Source organism: Janthinobacterium sp. PSRC1-1, assembly GCF_049897525.1.
Taxonomy (GTDB): Bacteria; Pseudomonadota; Gammaproteobacteria; order Burkholderiales; family Burkholderiaceae_D; genus Janthinobacterium; species Janthinobacterium tructae.
Genome location: NZ_JAFCWK010000008.1, coordinates 95,932 through 112,663 on the forward strand (window position 1 = coordinate 95,932; position 16,732 = coordinate 112,663).

A 16,732-nucleotide genomic window follows, 5' to 3' on the forward strand; every position below is an offset into this window, starting at 1 on the left:
TCTACTTAGTAATCCTCAGGAAATTATTGTGAAGTTATGACGAACAGAACCGGATGCTATGCAAGGCGTCCGCTGCGACGCAGTGCGAGCACTGCTAGCAGTGGGCAACGCCGCAGAGCGCCGGTTATGGAAGTCAGAAATCACAATAATTTATTGGGGGTTACTTAGCAAGCTGACAAACAGTCAACGATTATAGTCAAGTAAACTTGAATCCATCAAGCAATAATCGGCTTTGTGCCTGCCCTTCTGCCGGCCGCCGCGCGCTTTGCAACGGTTGCTGCACCATCCATGCGCGGATGGCGACCAAGTGTCGGTTTCTTTGCCGTTTTATTTCGGTTTGCGCGGCAGATCGAAACGGATGATGGCTTCGCCATTGCGCGTCACGCGCGGCGCGGGACGGAAGGCGTGGCCATAGATGACCTCGAAACTCAGGCCCAGCTTGCCGTCGGGACGGCGCCTCTTTTCCAGCGCGGCCAGCATGCGCTGCCAGGCCGCCTTGCCCATCAGGCCGCGCCGGCGCGTGGTGAGCGGGTTGCCGCCAAAGGCGCGCACGTCCGCCAGCAGTTTTTCCGCCGTGTCGTAGGTTACCGTAATGATTTCCATGTCCAGCACGGGCGTGGAAAAACCCGTCTCGACCAGCATGTCGCCAAAGTCGTGCATGTCGACAAAAGGCAAGGCGTGCGGATATAAATCCGCCTCGGCAAAGGCGTCGCGCACTTCGCGGAAGGTGTCGGGACCGAAGCAGGAAAACATCAGCAAGCCATCAAGGCGCAGCGCGCGCCGCCACTCGGCAAACACGCGGTCGGGCTGGGCATGCCAGTGCAGCGCCAGGTTGGACCACACGAGATCGACGCTGCCCTGTGCCAGCGGCAAGTCGCCGAGGTCGCCGCACAGCAAATCCACGCCCGCCTTGGTCGGCAAGAGTTTGCTGAGGAATTGGTTCAGGCTGGCCAGTTTCGACGCGGGCGCGCGCGCCGCCTGCATCATCGCTTGCGCTGCATCGAGACCGATAATCTGCGCGGCGGGATAATCTTTTTGCAATTGCGCCAGATCCGCGCCCGGGCCGCAGCCGGCGTCGAGCACGCGCAATGGCGTGATTTTCACCAGTTCCAGGCGCTCGTGCATGCGTGCCGACACTTCGCGGCGCAGGAAATCGGACGGCGCGACGCGCGCCGGACGGGAAAAGAAATCGCGTACTTGCACCGCATCGATGGGCGCACTCATTTTGGGTGGATTGGCGGGAACTGGCATGTTGAAACCGGTGAGGTGAGATAATGTCGGCAGTGTACATGGAACGACGCCATCGCGATGCGGACCGCCACCCAGCCCCGCCTTGATGCCGCCTGGCGAGCGCTGCGCCAGTGGCTGGGCACCACCTTGCTGCCGGCGCAATGCGCGCTGTGCGGCATCGGCTGCCCGCAAGTGCTGTGTTCGCCCTGCCGCGCGCAGTATCTGGGGCAAGGACGGGGGCAACCGCGCACCCGCTGCCGCCAGTGTGCCAATCCGCTCGCGGATATCGAGGTGGCGCTGCTGTGCGGACGCTGTTTGCGCCAGCGACCCGCATATGACGCCACCGTCACGGCGTTTGATTATGCGGCGCCCGTCGACCAGTTGCTGCTGCAGCTGAAATTCGGCGCGCGCCTGGCGCTGGCGCCCCTGTTGGCAGAACTGCTGCATGTTGCCATTCAGCAACAACAAGCGTGGGACGCGCCGCAACTGCTGTGCCCAGTCCCGCTGGGTCCGGCCCGGCTGGCCGAACGGGGCTTTAACCAGGCGCTGGAAATCGCGCGCCCGCTGGCGCGCCTGCTGGACGTCCCTTTGCAGCCCCGCCTGGCGCTGCGCGTGCGCGACACGCGGGCGCAAAGCGGCGTGGCGCCACAGGAACGGCGAGCCAACCTGGCGCACGCGTTCGCCATCGCGCCGGAACATGAGGCCGTATTACATGGATGCCATGTGGGCATCGTCGACGACGTGATGAGCAGCGGCCATACCGTCAACGCGCTGGCCGCCGCCTGCAAGCACGCGGGGGCGGCCAGGGTCAGCATATTGGTGGTGGCACGCACGCCGCCGCATTAATTTAGCTATATATTAGATACAGATAGACCCAAGGAGAGCATTTTGTTTCACGTTGTTTTGGTAGAACCTGAAATCCCGCCCAATACGGGCAACGTCATCCGCCTGTGCGCCAACACGGGCGCGCAACTGCACCTGGTCGAACCGCTGGGCTTTCCGCTCGACGATGCCAAGATGAAACGCGCCGGCCTCGATTACCACGACTACGCCAAGATGAAGGTGCACAAGAATTGGGCAGCGTTCCTGGCCGACACCGAGCCCGACCCGTCCCGCATGTTCGCCATGACCACGCGCGGCTCGCGCCCGTTCGGCGATGTGGCCTTCTTGCCGGGCGACGTGTTCGTGTTCGGCTCGGAAACGAAAGGCCTCGATCCGGCCCTGCGCGACGGTTTTCCGGCAGAGCAACGCATCCGCCTGCCGATGCGCCCGGACAACCGCAGCTTGAATTTGTCGAATACGGTGGCCGTCGTCGTCTACGAGGCCTGGCGCCAGCATGGATACCAGGGTGGCGCGTAGGTCGGATTAGGCCCAAGGGGCCGTAATCCGACAACATTGTTGGCGTTAGTGGTGTTGTCGGATTACGCGGGGCTTTACCCCGCTAATCCGACCTACGCGTTTGCATACGGCAATCAGCGCAGCGCCAGCTGCGCCTCGGCGCTATTGTCTTCCAGCATCACTAGCTGCGTGCGCAGGTCGCGCGTGGCGGCCAGCTTGCCGTTGACATATAAATTCGTCTTGACGCCATAGATGCCCTGCGACACGCCGGCCGGCAAGGTCAGCTCGAACGAGTTTTCAAAGCGCCCGCCCGATTTGTTGCTGCTGGCCAAGGCCTTCGAGCCGGACTTGAATGGCTGGCCTTGCGGATCGAGCACCACCAGCTCTTCGCGCACGTCGTTGACGCTTTGCGCGCTGCCATTGACCAGCTCCACCACCGAATGCACCTTGAACGGCTGGCCGCGCTTGACGGTCGACGCGCTCAGCTGCGGCGTGTACGACACCACTTGCGGCTCGCGCGGCAGCGCGCCGCGTGCGCGGATATAGTCGCGGTCCGCCTGCGCCGCCGTCTTGGTCTGGCGCGAATTGACATTGATCGCCAGGCAACCGGCCGCCGCCAGACCGCCGCCGATGGCCGCGCCCTTCAGCGCGCCATTCTTGCCGCCCGCCAGCGCACCGAGCAGCGCGCCCACGGCCGCGCCGGCCGCCGCCGACGTGCCCACGCTGCACGGGTCGTCATCCGTGGCCGCCTGGGTAGCGCCTTGCGGATAGGAAGCGTCCTGGCGCACGCCGTTCGGATTCATCGGTGCCGTGGCGCAACCGGCCAGCATGGCGGCAATGGTCAGTGCGGCGGTGGCGCGCAAGGTGGTGTGATTGAGCATGGTGCCCCCTGATAACTAATTGATCGTTGTTTCCGTCTGCAGCACTTGCCGCTCGCGTTCGCGGATGCGGCGCGACAGGTTGTCGATGCGCGCATTGCCGGGATCGACGCGGCGCGCGCTTTCCAGATACGTCTTGGCCGCATCGAACTTGCCTTCCAGCAAAGAACGCTCGGCGTCACGCAGGAACGCTTGCGCCATCTCGCTGCGCATGGCCGCGCCGCTATCGACGGGCGACGTTTCCAGCGGGCGGCGTTCGGCCAGCGCTGAACGTTCGACCGCGCGCACGGGCGCCGGTTCCTGCACCGCCGGCGTTGACACCGGGGCCGTGACCGCTGCGGCAGCGGGCGCGGCCGACAGCGCTTGCACGTCGGCCTTCAACTGCGGCAATTCCAGCGCTTCGCGGTCGATCGCTTCCAGCCGGGCGATGCCATTCCTTGCCGCCGCCGCATCCTTGGCATCGAGCGCCTGGCGCACTCCCACCAGCACGGACGCGGCTGCCGCCTGCTGGCGCGCCAGCTGCTTGCGCAAGGATGCCACGCTGGCAGCGCCCGCACAATCGGCGTCGAGCGCGGCAATGCCGCTGGCCGCGCTTTGCAATTGATGTCCATCAATAGCGCGCTCGATGGCGCGCACGCCGCGCTGGCAACTGCCCGATGCGGCGCCCGCCTTGCCGATCGCCGCCTGCAAATCGTCGGCCTTGGCGCTGGACTTGCCCGTGCAGACATTTTTCGCCGTCGCCAGCTTCTGGCGGGCACCATCCAGGCTGCCATTTGCCACCAATTTCAAGCCGCTGTCGATGGCGTCATTGCAGGCCGCATCGTTCTTGCCGCCCGGCTTGCCATTCATGTAGACGACCACAAAAGCCAGCACGGCAAGGCCCCCCACCCAGCGCAGCCACTTGCGCGGCGGTGACGGCGGCACCGGTGCGGCCGGGGCTGGCGCCGGGGCAGGTACAGGCTTCGGCGCGGCTTGCGGCTGCGGCTGCGGCTGCGCCGGCTTCGGCGGTGCTTTCGGCGCAGGTGCCGGTGTCACCGGCACGGGCGGCGGCTTGGGCGCCACGGGCGGCGCTACTGGCATAGGCGCGGGCACGGGCGGCAGCGGTGGCCGCACGGCCGCCGCTGGCTTGGCCGCGCCAGCCACGGCGTGACCGCAGTACGGGCAATGGCTGACAGCACTGAACAGGCCGCCCTTACATTTGATGCAGATATCCAAAACTATTCCTTCATTCCAACGTCACTCCAGCATTCCAGCACTCAACCCAGGGGCGGCGGCATCAACGGTGGCGGCGCGCTGAGGAACAAGGGCGCCAGTTCGGCGAACTGGGCCAGGTCGGCCCAGGCCGGCAAGCCGGCGCGCCACACCTTGGTGGTGGCGGGCAGGACTTGCCCCGCCTGCACGTACTGCACGATCTGCTGGCCCGTGAACGGTCCCTGCTGCTGGCCGTTGATGCCCAGGAAATACTGGTATTCCACCAAAGGCGGCGGCATGCCGCCCAGCGGTGGCGGCGCCATGCCGAACGCCGGCGCCACGGGAGGGGCGGCCGCACTGACCGGACGCAACAATTGCTCCAGGCGCCCCGCTTCCAGCATTTCTCCCTTGATCGCGTATTTCAGACGGGGCTGGCCGTCCGCTTCCGGCTCGCGCACTTCCCAGTCATAGGCATCGCTGTCGGAGTCGCCGATGACATTCGCCCACTCCTTCAGGCGTCCCAGCAAGGTTTGTACCGTGCGGTCGAGCTCATCGCTGGCCATGCCTTTGCGGCGTGCAGAATCGCGCAAGCGCGTGCCCACTTCGGCGGAAATGGCGCTGCCAAAGCCGACGTACGGCAGCTGCGAGCCATCGGCCTGCGCCACCAGCTTCGGTGCATACACGCTCCGTTCATAGTATTTTGCCAGCGCCGCCAGGGCCGCCGTCTGCACGGCGTCAAGCGCAGCCAATTTTTCCTCGATGCGCAGGGCGATATTTTTCTCGTACGAGGCGGGCATGCCGTTCTGGCGGATGGCCCGTTCATTGCCGATGCGGCGCAAGTCGCCCGGTTCGACGGCAAACTGGTACTGACCCGGCGGCACGACTCTGCCCGTGTGGCGCGTCAGTATGCCCAGCATGATCGCTTGCAGGAACTCGCCGAAATCTTCCGCCAGGCGTTTCATCTCGTCCGTGTTCGGCGCGATCGGATGCGTGAATTGCGTCGGATCGATATGCGTGTGGGTCGGCGCCTTGTCGTTGTCGCCTTCCTTGCGGTAACTGGTGCGCCAGCCTTCCAGGCCGCGCAGCACCGTCATCGGCACGCCGGCCAGTTCGCAATAGCAGACGGCGCGCCCGCGGATGCCCGTTTCGACGATTTCCAGCTGGCTCACCGTGATGCCCACCTGGGTCGGCACGCACGATTCGAGCTCGGCGCCGAACTTCGCCTTGAAGGCGGCCGCGTTGGCCACGCCGATCACGCACTTGAACTGGTCCGACACGACCGTGAAGTCGCCCGCCATGTTGGCGTCGATCCACGGCATGGAGCAGGCCAGCAGCTTGCGGAAACGGTCCAGGCGTTCGGAGACATCCATCTGTTCCAGCGCCTCGAACAGGGGGTCGGGCGTGCTCGTCGCCCCTTCCACCAGCCCGGCCGTGGCGATCATGTTCTCGGCCATGCGCGTGACCTTGGCCAGGATCAAGCCGCGCTGCGCCGGTTCGCCGAGCATGGGGAACAGCGCTTTCGAGCCGCCCATGTCCTTGAACGCGTCATCGGCCCACTGGCGCAAGGTGGCCGCCGACGGCAGCGCGATGTCTTTTTCCGTGACGGGAATGACGATCAGGGTCGCGTGCTCCTTGTCCAGGTCCTTTTGCAGGATGGTATTGGCCGTTTTGAGTTCCGCCAGCATGGCCAGCACGCCTTCGCGGCCTGTTTGCAGCTCGCCCACCAGGCCATTCCACTGCGCGCGGCCTTGCGCGTCGACGCCGACCCGGTTGCCCAGCCAGCGCGACAGTTCGCCCAGCAGGATGACGGACTCGTCCGCCGCCTTGGCGCGCAGATGGAATTTCAGCGCATTCGCCATTTCCGTGCGCAAATGGTCCATCACCACACCCGCCTGCTTTTCCCCATTGCTGAGGAAACCGAAGGTGCTGCGCGTCTGTTCCAGGTTGTTCAGCAGGCGCTCGTATTCGCGCGAGCGCACGGCTTCCTTGATTTCGCGGTAGCGCTCGGCATTGTTGCCGATCTGCGCCGTCAAGCCGCTGCCCGGCGCCTCGATGCGGTCCTTGATCTGTTCCACCAGCGACAGCACGTATTCCAGACCGCCGAACTCTTTATTATCCAGATAGCCATACAGCTGGTCGCGCACGACTTTCTTGACGTCGTCGAGCACTTCGCGGCGGCGCTTGCTGATGCGGTCTTCCGTCGTGTCGGCCGTGGAATCCTGGTCGCGCACGGCGTCGCGTTCCAGGTGCTTCATGGCGTCGCGCACCTGCGCCGGCCATTCGCTGCGGTCGAAACCGGTGCGGATATCGTTGATGCGCGTGTTGACCCGGTTTTCCACGCCGGCCAGCAAGTGGCCGTGGCGGTCTTCCAGCAATTCGTCGACGACGCGGAAATCGATGAAATCGCCGCTGGAGCGCTTCAGTTCGATGCTCTTGTCGGAAAACTCGGGGAAATCGCTGAACGGCGTGCCCTTCAGGAACATATTGGCAGCAAGGAAATTATCGCGCTGCGTATCGGTGGCGCGGTTGGCGCCCGCATCCGTGCCGCCCACGCCAAAGAACGCTTGCAGCATGGCACCGGCCCAGCGGTGCGCCCGCTCGTCGCGCGCCGCTTCCTGGCGCGTATCGAGCACGGCCATGCCGAACGAGGAGAAGCGCTTCGAGAAATACAGGCGCATGTCGCCGAAGCGGTCTTGCGGCACGGGCGCGTTGTACAGCGAATTCTTGTGCTGCGCCTGGTTGACGGCGATCGAGCGCTTGGCGCGCGCGAAGTCGGCCGAGGCGAAATCCTCGAACAGCGAGTCGGCCACCATGTGGTAGACGTCGCTGACATCCTTGGTGTGCTGCTGGGCAAGGTTGCCCGAATCGATCAGGTACACCTCGCTGTAGGGCTCGCGCGTCAGTTCCGGACGGTCATACGCATCCCAGCGGCCCACATAGCCCTTGTTGCCCATCATCGCCGATTCCAGCTCCATCAGCGCCGCATAGCCGTTGGCCTCGACCCGGTCCTTGTTGGCCTTGGTGTAGCCGGTCGGCAAGAACAGCATCAGCTCGACGTCGGCCGCGCCCACTTCGCTGCGTGCCAGCCAGCGCGCCAGCAAGCCCATGTCGAGGAAGGAGCCGGACCCCGTGCCACCGGCCACGGAGCCGACGATCACGATGCGGAAACGGTTCGTTTCCATGCGCAAACCCAGTTCGGCCAGCTGGCGCTCGTGCGACAGGCCCGCCTTCAGTGCTTTCAACTTCAAGCGGATCTTGTCGCGGATCTTCGCGTACTTGTCGAAGAAATACAGGCGCGACACGGCGCGGATCTGGCCGGCGCCGCTGCTCATGTCGAAACGCAATTCGCGGATGCGCTGCGGCGTCAGCGGCAACCATTCCTTGATGTGCGGATATTTCTCCAGAGAATCTTCATCGCGGCTGTACTTGTCCATGTCGAACGATTCGACCACCTTGTCATCGTCCGTGAACTTCACCTGGTCGAACTGCAAGTCCTTCGCCTGCGACTCGCCGCTTTCGATCACGGCGCCATTGTCGAGGTCGAAATGGATGAATTGCGCGATGGGAAAATCGGCCAGGCCCTCGATGCGCGTGCGCTTGCCCGCGCCGCCCCACAGGGTGTTGAGGATGCGCCGGCGCACGCGCATCAGCACCTGCATGCCCGTGCCGCCGATGCCGATGAACAGGGTCGGGCGCAGTTCGATGATCTTGTCCTGCTTGCGCTCGCTGGCGCCGCCGGGGATGGTTTGGTTCAGGTTCTCTGCCATGGTGATTCCTTCGATGATGCGTACGACGGCGTGCGGCTTAGCGGCGGCTCGATGTAAAGGTCAACAGTAACGCGACCAGGCCCACCAGCACCAGCGGTCCCATGAACAGTGGCGCGAGGAATTTATGCGCATTCACGGCGGCCAGCACGACGCCCGTCGCCAGGCTGGCCAGGAAGATGAACAGCCACCAGCCCGAGGCATTGGCCTTGTTCGGCGGCACGCGCTTGGCCACCAGGCCATTCGCATAGGCATTCTTGGCAAAGAAAAAGGCGATGAACAGCAGCAACAGCACCACGCCGCCGACCAGGGTGTCGCGCGACGAGGTATCGGTGGTGCTGGCAGGATCGAGCGCAGGCGCAGGCTCGGTGGTGGCCGTGGTGGCGCTGGCTGCGGCGGAGGCGTCCGCAGCGGGCGGCGCGGACGCCGGGGCCGTTACCGGGGCCGGCAAAGTAAAACCTGCGTTGTCTTTGGGAGTGTCTTGCGCCATGGTATGCCTCTGATGGGTTTGAATAGTTTGAAAGGAAATCGTTGTCAGGCCAGACTCAGGGTATGGCCTTCGGCCACGCGCACGACGGCCGGCTTGCCCAGTCCACGCTTGAGTTCGCCTATATCGCGGCCGTCATCATCGCGGATCTGCACGCTTTTGAATGGTTTTAACAGCACTTGCCGCGGCACGCCGTCAGCCATCACCTTGTAGCGCGTGGCGCGCGTACCCAGCAAACCCAGCGCCAGCAGACCCAGCACCAGCGCCAGCACGCCGCCCAGTAGTACCAGCACGGGCAGCAGCGGGTACTGGATGCGCACCAGCAGCGGGATCGTCGCCTGCGACGCGCGCACGCTGTCGGGCGGCGTGAACATGCCTGAGATCGGGTCGCCGGGGAACAGTTCCTGCAAATCCTTGCCAAAACTGGGGGCCAGCGCCAGCCGCTGTTCCGACAGGCCTACCTGCGCCTGCATCGGCAGCATCACTTGCTTGCCCATGGCGGCGATCGCTTGCGCCGACCACGGCGACGGGATCTGCGCCATCGGCAACGCGAACTGTACCTGCACGGCCTGGCTGGCGCCCGGCTGCAGCTGGCGGATTTGATCTGGCGCAACGTGCAGCGGCGCGTTCTGGCCCGCCAGGCTGGCGTGCACCGTGGCGCTGTCGATCACGTACGGGAAGAACATGTTTTGCAAGGACGCCTGCAGCACCACTTGCGGCACCAGGTTCGCCGCATCGACGTCGAGCACGATGGTGCGCCCGTCACGGCCCAGGCTGGCGTGCACGTTGGGACTGTTCTTGACGGACTGGGGCACGATGCGCACGGCATCCTGGTCCACCGGTTTTAATCGCGCGGGCGGACGCGTCAGCACTTGCGACAGCCGCCCTTCGGCCAGGATGCGGGTCAACGCCTCGGACGCCGGCTGGCCATACGCGAGCGCATACACCATCAAACCCTTGGCGCTGTACAGCTTGCCCTGCACGGGCATGCGCAGCGGAAACACCAAGGTCTTGGTGATCGACGGTTCCAGATGCAGCAAGCGATAAAAGTCGCGGTTGCGCTCGGCCGTCTGGCTGTCGTTGTTCGGGCTGTTCTTGTTATTCGTAAAGATCCACACGATGCCGGACGCGGACTGGAACGGCCCCGTGATGGTTTTGGTCACGGCTTCCTGGAAATCCGTGTCGGCCAGCGCGCCGCCGGCGCTCTTGCGCGCCAGGCCGAGATGGGCCAGCTGGCCCGCCACGCCGGCGCCGCCCTGGCCCTGCCCGATCAGTGCGGGCGACACATTGCTGCCGCTGCTCTGGCTGAAGGCCAGCGTGTAGACTTTGTCGGACGGGCTCGTGGCGGCCTGCGCCACGGCGCCCACCAGGGCTTTCAGCTGCGAGTGTTCATCCGTGTAGAACGGCTCCATCCAGCCCGAATTTTGCACCAGAAACGCTTGCTGGATGCCGGCCGCGTGCGCGGCGGCGGTGCTGAACAACGCGGCGCAGGCCACGCTCAGTAAGCGCGCCTTCATGCCTGCAAAGCCCAGCCATCGATGCGCGACAGCAGCGGATGATACGCCCACAGCGTGCCTTCATGGACAAACAGGCGCAAGCGCCACGGCTCACTGACGGCGAAGGTATGAAACACGGTTTCGCGCAATTCATCGTCCTGCACCAACTGGGCCGCCAGGCGCTCGTTCGAGCGCAGCACGCTCGACAGGCCGGCGCTGGTGGCAAACTTCACGCCAAACACACTATTGCCCGCGCCCGATTCGAGCAGTGGCATGACGGCCTGGTTCTTGCCGCCATCGTCACCGTGTTCCGGCTCGTCCCACGGCGCCGTTTTCAGCTTGGTGGCGAAGCGGTAATTGAAGCTGCCCGAACACAGGCGCGGCGCCAGCGCGTCGGCCTTCTCGACCTGGGCGCCCAGCTTCACATAGACATAAGTGCCGCGCCGGCTTTCAAAGCACAGTTGCCACAGGCCACCGTCGCGCGACAGGTAAGGGCTGCCGAATTCGAAGTGCGGCACCAGCCCTTCCGGCCACGGCGTAAACGACGCGGCCACGTTGCCATCGGGCTGCAGCTGCAAGCGCAACTGGCCGTTGGCGCAAGGCCACACGGCCATGCGGTTGTAAGCCACGGGCGCGCCGACGGCACCCAGGTCCACGACGCCGTCGAGCAGCACGTCGCTGCCCGGCTTTTGTTGCGCGTCAAGATTGACGCAGCGGATGCGGCCATCATCGTCGCGCAACGGTGCCCACAAACGATTCTGGAACCAGACAGGCGCGGCCACACACGGCGCGCCGCCCACATGCTCGACCACGTAAGTGAGCGAAGGCACGTCGGGACGGATGCAAGCGAGGCCATGGCTGGTCGGCAAGACCAGCACGCTGTTGAACTCCGGCACCAGCTCGGCGCGCCAGGCGCCGTGGGGCAGGTCCGATTCGGCCAGCAGGCTGCCATAGTCGGGGTCCAGCGCCAGCCAGCGTTTCGAGGCGGGCAGCCAGGCGTGCAAGACGGCCTTGCGCGGATCGAGCGCCAGCAGCGCAGGCGCGCTGGTGCCGAACTGGGCGGAAAAGAATTCGTATTCGCCCGGTGGCGGCATGGGCAGCGAGGCATCGGCTTGCGCATGCTCTTCGCGCACGCGCTGGTCCGCCAGCTTCAGGGGCACGCTGGCCTGGCGCAAGCCGGCCGCGCCAGCCGGTGGCACATCGCGGACGGGCTGCGCGCCGAAAGGCGGCACCCACGGCGGCACGACGGCCGTGTCGGGCGGCACCTGCAAGGCCGCGCCCGAGGCGGGATCGAACGAGAACTCAGGAGGAAACAGCCGCACGGGCGCGCCAGCGGCAGCCGGCAGGCGCCGCGCGTGCATCAGCTTGCCGATATCGGCCTGGCTCAGCAGGGGCGAGACGTTCTGGCCGTCCGCGCTGCGCTGCATGCTCCACGCGCCATCGTCGTCGACGTACCAGACGCCGGAGGGCACGGCCCAATCCCCAGAAGTTTTAAGATCCATGTATTTTCTATGACTAGCAATGCCTATCAGGCGGTGTAACGGGTGCTGGGGCTGACGCAACGAGGTCGCAACCCTGGCACCTCCCATAGTAACGTCTTTTTATCTGTATGGAAACATTGACGGCCTTCCTCAGCCCTGCTGCGTGCGCACTTTCGTCAGCAGCTTGGTGGTCGAGCGGTCGTGCGCGAAATCGATGGCCACGGCCTGGCCGCCATACGCCAGCACGGCGCGGCCTTCAGGGATGGCCGCCATGTCGTAGTCGCCGCCCTTGGCATAGATTTCCGGCTGGACTTCCTGCACCACTTCCAGGGCGCTGTCTTCCGAGAACGGTACCACCAGGCTCACCGCTTCCAGCGCAGCCAGCACGGCCATGCGGTCTTCGCAGCTGTTCAGGGGACGGTCGTCGCCCTTGCCCAGGCGTTTCACTGAGGCATCGGTATTCACGGCAACGATCAGCGAGGCGCCCAGCGCGCGCGCCTGCGCCAGGTACGTCACGTGGCCGCGGTGCAGAATGTCGAACACGCCATTCGTCACCACCACCGGTTTCGGCAAGGCTGCGGCGCGGGCGCGCAATTCCTCACGGCCGCACAGTTTGTTTTCAAAATCAGGCATGGATATCTCTCGTTGGGTTAAAGTTGGTCACGCTCAGGCGTGGCTGTCGCCTTGCATGCCGCCGCCAGCGCCGGCAGCCCTCTGCCTTCGCTGCCCGGCCCCGCATTATAGGGGGCGATCCGCTACAATACGCCATCGGCGCCACAGTTTCAGGTGCGCGCCACCTTTCATTCATTGCAAGTAAGTACTTCCTGTGTTTCAATCAAACTATGACACTGACTGAACTGAAATATATCGTTGCAGTCGCGCGCGCGAAGCACTTCGGCCACGCCGCCGAAGCCTGCTTCGTTGCCCAGCCCACCCTGTCAGTGGCCATCAAGAAACTCGAAGACGAATTGGGCGTGGTCCTGTTCGAACGGGGCGGCGCGGAAATCTCCGTCACGCCCCTGGGTGCGCAGATCATCGCGCAAGCCGAACGCGTGCTGGAACAGACGGCCGCCATCAAGGAACTCGCCAAACAAAACAAGGACCCGCTGGCCGGTCCCCTGCGTCTGGGCGTGATCTACACGATCGGCCCCTACCTGCTGCCACCCCTGGTCAAGGCCATGATAGACCAGGTGCCGCAAATGCCTTTGATTTTGCAGGAAAACTTCACGGTTCGCCTGCTCGAATTGCTGCGCCAGGGCGAACTGGACGTGGCCATCATGGCCCTGCCCCTGCCCGACCACGGCATGGCCATGCAGGAACTGTATGACGAACCGTTCGTCGTCGCCATGCCGCGCCAGCATCCGTGGACCGCGCGTGAAAAAATCGCCGCGCAAGACTTGAAATCGGAAACCATGCTGCTGTTGGGCAATGGCCACTGCTTCCGCGACCAGGTGCTGGAAGTGTGCCCCGAAATGGCGCGTTTTTCCTCGCCCGGCAACGGCATGCAGCGCACGTTTGAAGGCTCCTCGCTGGAAACCATCCGCCACATGGTGGCCAGCGGCATCGGCTTGACGGTGCTGCCGCGCGCCTCCGTCGCCAATATGCACGCCACCGACGGCATGCTCGCATACCGGCCGTTCGCCGATCCCGTGCCGTCGCGCCGGGTGGTAATGCTGTGGCGCAAGAGTTTTACGCGCAAGGCGGCCATCGACGCCCTGTGCGCGGCCATCGCCAGCTGCAACCTGCCCGGGATTACGCAGCTGCGCGACGACGAAGGCTAGCGCCCCAGGCACAAAATAGTACATTTGCATACTATTTGCGATAATCGACCTTTCTCTTCAACAAGATCGAGTCTTCCATGAACAAGCTGGCGCTGTATTTCCGCCTGATACGGCTGGACAAGCCTATCGGTACCGTATTGCTGCTGTGGCCTACCCTGTGCGCGCTGTGGCTGGCGCAGCAAGGCGTGCCGGACTGGCGGCTGCTGCTCATTTTTACGCTTGGCACTTTCCTGATGCGCTCGGCTGGCTGCGCCATCAACGACTACGCCGACCAGGATATCGACAAATTCGTCAAGCGCACGGCGGACCGTCCCATCACCAGCGGGCGCATCAGCGGCAAGGAAGCGCTGGCCGTGGCCGGCGTGCTGACCGTGCTGGCCTTCTGCCTGATCCTGCCCTTGAATGCGCTCACCAAGCAACTGTCGGTGGCCGCCGTCATCATCGCCGGCACCTATCCCTACTTCAAGCGTTTCTTTGCGATTCCGCAAGCGTATCTGGGCATCGCCTTCGGCTTCGGCATCCCCATGGGCTTTGCCGCCATCACGGATGCCGTGCCCGCCGTCGCCTGGCTGCTGCTGCTGGGTAATGTCTTCTGGGCCGTGGCCTACGATACGGAATACGCGATGGTCGACCGCGACGACGACTTAAAGATCGGCATCAAGACCTCGGCCATCACCTTTGGCCGCTACGACGTGGCCATCATCATGCTGTGCTATGCCGCTTTCCTGCTGTTGTGGCTGGTCTGCGGCTGGCACCTGGGCTTGCGCTACTGGTATGTGGCGGGCCTGCTGGTGGCGGCCGCTTGCGCCGTTTACCACTACACCCTGATCCGCGCACGCGAGCGCATGCCGTGTTTTGCCGCGTTCCGGCATAATAACTGGCTAGGAGCAGCGGTGTTTGCGGGCGTGGTACTGGACTTTGCTTTCCGCTAATCAATGATCCTTGCGTCGTAGCAACTCTTGAGGCGACGCAAGACCAGCCTGTCCGCTGCTGCCTACACTGGTATTTCACTGTGCAGTTTCACTTCCATGAGGTAATACATGAGCTCGATACATACCGGAAAATCCAGCAGCGACAGCATCCTCGCCGACGCCGACAAGGCACGCGACAAACTGGTCGGCGACCTGAAAAACGTCATCAATGAAGCGGAAGGCTGGCTCGATGGCGCCAAGGATCAGACGGGCGAGAGTGTCAAGGCCGTCAAGGACAAGTTCATCGCCACGCTGGAAACGGCCAAGAAAGACTTGATCAAGCTGGAAGAGGACTTGCTCGAACGCACCAAGAAGGCGGCCAAGGCCACCGATGAATACGTGCAAGACAATCCATGGAAAGCCGTCGGCGCGGGCGCCGTCGTCGGCGTGCTGTTCGGCCTGCTGCTTTCCTCGTCACGCCGCTAGGTAGCACCGACGGCGCAAGCCGTCTCCCCTGACGCGAAAGGCAGCATATGGCTATCGTGCATCATGTCGCCCAAGTCGCAGCGACTCTCGCCGCCATCGTCCAGACCCGTCTGGCCCTGGCGGCCGTGGAAATGGAAGAAGAGTCGCTGCGCTTCCTGTCCTATCTGGCGCTGGCCATGCTGGCACTGCTGTGCCTGTTTGTCGGCCTCGTCTTGATCGTGTTCCTCGTCATCGTGCTGTTCTGGGACACGCACCGCATCGCCGCCATCGCCATCACGGCCGCCGTCTTCATCGCTGCCGCCCTCGCCACCCTGCTCGGTGTGCGCGCCAGTTTCCGCAGCAAGCCGAAACTGCTGTCCTTCACACTTTCCGAACTGAACAAAGACCTGGGCGAGCTGCAATTGCTGGCGCGCCGGGAATCGGAGCGGCCATGACCACGCATCCCACCAAGTTATCGCATGTGCACACGGCCACCAGCCTGGCGCAGCGGCGCGACGCGCTGCTGGCCGAATGCGCGCTGCAGCGCCTGGCCCTGGGCGTGCAGACGCGCCAGTTGCTGGAACCATTGACGGGCGGCAATCTGCGCCACACCCTGGCCACGCGTTTTAAAATTCCCCTGATGCTGGGCGGCGCCGTGCTGGGCCTGCTGCTGGTACGCCCGCGCCGCGTCCTGCCGCTGTTGCGGGCCAGCGGCGCGCTGCTCAAGCACGCCACCACCGCCCTGCCCGTCGTGCTGGCGCTGGCGCAGCGGTTCAGCAAGAAAGACACCCGGACTAACAACGCCTAACAAAACCGTAACGAGCGGAAGGAAGGCTCGGCGCCCCCGTTGGCTCGAGAAGCGCAACTGTACGAAGGTACGGGGGCGCCGAGCCAGTGAGCATCGCAGGCCGCAAATTACGACGCGCAGTAGGTTTTGATAGGCGTTCTAAAATATTTTTACCTGGCTGCATCCAAATGACTGCCCCATGCGTAGTAATGGTATCAACCAGCCGGTTGAGCCAACTATCAGGAGTTCGCCATGCTTGCCTTCACTGCCCCACGCCAAACCGCCCCTACACTCACCGTCCTGTGCGCCGCCCTGCTGCTGAGCGCCTGTGCGCCCATGAGCGCGCGCTATTCGCAGGAACAATTGCCGAACGCCGTCAAGGTGCCAGATGGTCATCAAGTCGCCATGCAGACGGTGGGCGTGGGCAAGATCGCCTATGAATGCAAGGCGAAAAAAGACACGACGGGCCATGAATGGGTCTTCGTGGGCCCGGATGCGGCCTTGAACGACCGCAGCGGCATGCAAGTGGGCACGTATGTCGGTCCGCCTGCCACCTGGGCCAACCTGGACGGCTCGAAAGTGACGGCGACGCAAGTGGCCGTGGCGCCGGCCGGCGCGGGCAACATCCCGTATCAACTGGTGAAAGCCAACCCGGCCACCGGCAGCGGCGCCATGCAGGGCGTCAGCTACATCCAGCGCGTGGCCACCAGCGGCGGCGTGGCGCCAAGCAGCCCCTGCGGCATGGAGAGCATCGGCGCCAAACAGTGGGTGCCCTACCAGGCCGACTACATCTTCTGGAAAGCCGCGTAGTGACACCTATCAAAACCTGCTGCGCGTCGGGATAGGCGGCCTGCGATGCTCACCGGCTCGGCGCCCCCGTACTGAGTACGGTTGCGCTTCTTAGCCACCTCTCCCTTCCGCTC

General features: G+C 64.3%; 16 protein-coding genes. 8 read left to right on the plus strand and 8 right to left on the minus strand.

Annotated elements, in window-relative coordinates:
- Positions 1-327: 327 nt before the first annotated feature.
- Entirely contained in the window at positions 328-1,224 is an 897-nt protein-coding gene (locus ACP7DW_RS18640; RefSeq protein ID WP_426056153.1) for a methyltransferase domain-containing protein, read from the minus strand.
- A gap of 84 nt (positions 1,225-1,308) precedes the next feature.
- Here ACP7DW_RS18640 and ACP7DW_RS18645 point away from each other — a divergent pair, with 84 nt between their 5' ends.
- Together ACP7DW_RS18645 and trmL are read left to right on the plus strand one after the other, a co-directional pair.
- A complete protein-coding gene (locus tag ACP7DW_RS18645; protein WP_426056151.1) occupies positions 1,309-2,076 on the plus strand; it encodes a phosphoribosyltransferase family protein in 768 nt (255 codons plus the stop codon).
- A 42-nt stretch (positions 2,077-2,118) separates the two neighbouring features.
- Positions 2,119-2,589 carry a tRNA (uridine(34)/cytosine(34)/5-carboxymethylaminomethyluridine(34)-2'-O)-methyltransferase TrmL gene (gene trmL, locus ACP7DW_RS18650; RefSeq protein WP_298406268.1) on the plus strand — a complete coding sequence of 157 codons (471 nt, stop codon included), beginning with the start codon at positions 2,119-2,121 and terminating at the stop codon, positions 2,587-2,589.
- Positions 2,590-2,702: 113 nt separating this feature from the next.
- On the opposite strand, the gene ACP7DW_RS18655 is transcribed toward trmL, so the two are convergent.
- From ACP7DW_RS18655 to rfaE2, 7 genes are all read right to left on the minus strand, one after another.
- Complete coding sequence (locus ACP7DW_RS18655) at positions 2,703-3,449, minus strand: hypothetical protein (protein WP_426056150.1); 747 nt, start codon at positions 3,447-3,449, stop codon at positions 2,703-2,705.
- A 15-nt stretch (positions 3,450-3,464) separates the two neighbouring features.
- Positions 3,465-4,661 (minus strand): hypothetical protein, encoded by a 1,197-nt coding sequence (locus ACP7DW_RS18660; RefSeq protein WP_426056149.1) that lies wholly within the window; start codon positions 4,659-4,661, stop codon positions 3,465-3,467.
- A 41-nt stretch (positions 4,662-4,702) separates the two neighbouring features.
- Positions 4,703-8,404 (minus strand): tubulin-like doman-containing protein, encoded by a 3,702-nt coding sequence (locus tag ACP7DW_RS18665; protein ID WP_426056148.1) that lies wholly within the window; start codon positions 8,402-8,404, stop codon positions 4,703-4,705.
- Between the two features lie 37 nt (positions 8,405-8,441).
- On the minus strand, positions 8,442-8,891 hold the full coding sequence (locus ACP7DW_RS18670; RefSeq protein WP_298406276.1) for a hypothetical protein: 450 nt from the start codon (positions 8,889-8,891) through the stop codon (positions 8,442-8,444).
- 44 nt (positions 8,892-8,935) lie between these two features.
- Positions 8,936-10,405 carry a hypothetical protein gene (locus ACP7DW_RS18675; protein ID WP_426056147.1) on the minus strand — a complete coding sequence of 490 codons (1,470 nt, stop codon included), beginning with the start codon at positions 10,403-10,405 and terminating at the stop codon, positions 8,936-8,938.
- Positions 10,402-11,886, minus strand: a complete 1,485-nt coding sequence (locus ACP7DW_RS18680; RefSeq protein WP_426056146.1) for a hypothetical protein — start codon at positions 11,884-11,886, stop codon at positions 10,402-10,404. Before ACP7DW_RS18680 ends, ACP7DW_RS18675 begins: the two co-directional genes overlap by 4 nt.
- 129 nt (positions 11,887-12,015) lie before the next feature.
- Positions 12,016-12,498, minus strand: a complete 483-nt coding sequence (rfaE2, locus tag ACP7DW_RS18685; RefSeq protein WP_426056145.1) for a D-glycero-beta-D-manno-heptose 1-phosphate adenylyltransferase — start codon at positions 12,496-12,498, stop codon at positions 12,016-12,018.
- A 209-nt stretch (positions 12,499-12,707) separates the two neighbouring features.
- On the opposite strand from rfaE2, the gene ACP7DW_RS18690 reads away from it, so the two are divergent.
- The 6 genes from ACP7DW_RS18690 to ACP7DW_RS18715 all read left to right on the plus strand — a co-directional run bounded on the left by ACP7DW_RS18690 (position 12,708) and on the right by ACP7DW_RS18715 (position 16,619).
- Positions 12,708-13,646: a hydrogen peroxide-inducible genes activator gene (locus tag ACP7DW_RS18690; RefSeq protein ID WP_426056144.1), complete on the plus strand. Its 939-nt coding sequence runs from the start codon at positions 12,708-12,710 to the stop codon at positions 13,644-13,646.
- A 77-nt stretch (positions 13,647-13,723) separates the two neighbouring features.
- Positions 13,724-14,578 carry a 4-hydroxybenzoate octaprenyltransferase gene (ubiA, locus tag ACP7DW_RS18695; protein WP_426056143.1) on the plus strand — a complete coding sequence of 285 codons (855 nt, stop codon included), beginning with the start codon at positions 13,724-13,726 and terminating at the stop codon, positions 14,576-14,578.
- Between the two features lie 108 nt (positions 14,579-14,686).
- On the plus strand, positions 14,687-15,043 hold the full coding sequence (locus ACP7DW_RS18700) for a glycine zipper domain-containing protein (protein WP_298406287.1): 357 nt from the start codon (positions 14,687-14,689) through the stop codon (positions 15,041-15,043).
- Positions 15,044-15,090: 47 nt separating this feature from the next.
- On the plus strand, positions 15,091-15,477 hold the full coding sequence (locus tag ACP7DW_RS18705) for a phage holin family protein (protein WP_426056141.1): 387 nt from the start codon (positions 15,091-15,093) through the stop codon (positions 15,475-15,477).
- Positions 15,474-15,830: a hypothetical protein gene (locus ACP7DW_RS18710; protein WP_426056140.1), complete on the plus strand. Its 357-nt coding sequence runs from the start codon at positions 15,474-15,476 to the stop codon at positions 15,828-15,830. Before ACP7DW_RS18705 ends, ACP7DW_RS18710 begins: the two co-directional genes overlap by 4 nt.
- Positions 15,831-16,061: 231 nt before the next feature.
- On the plus strand, positions 16,062-16,619 hold the full coding sequence (locus ACP7DW_RS18715) for a DUF3455 domain-containing protein (protein WP_426056139.1): 558 nt from the start codon (positions 16,062-16,064) through the stop codon (positions 16,617-16,619).
- Positions 16,620-16,732 lie beyond the last annotated feature (113 nt).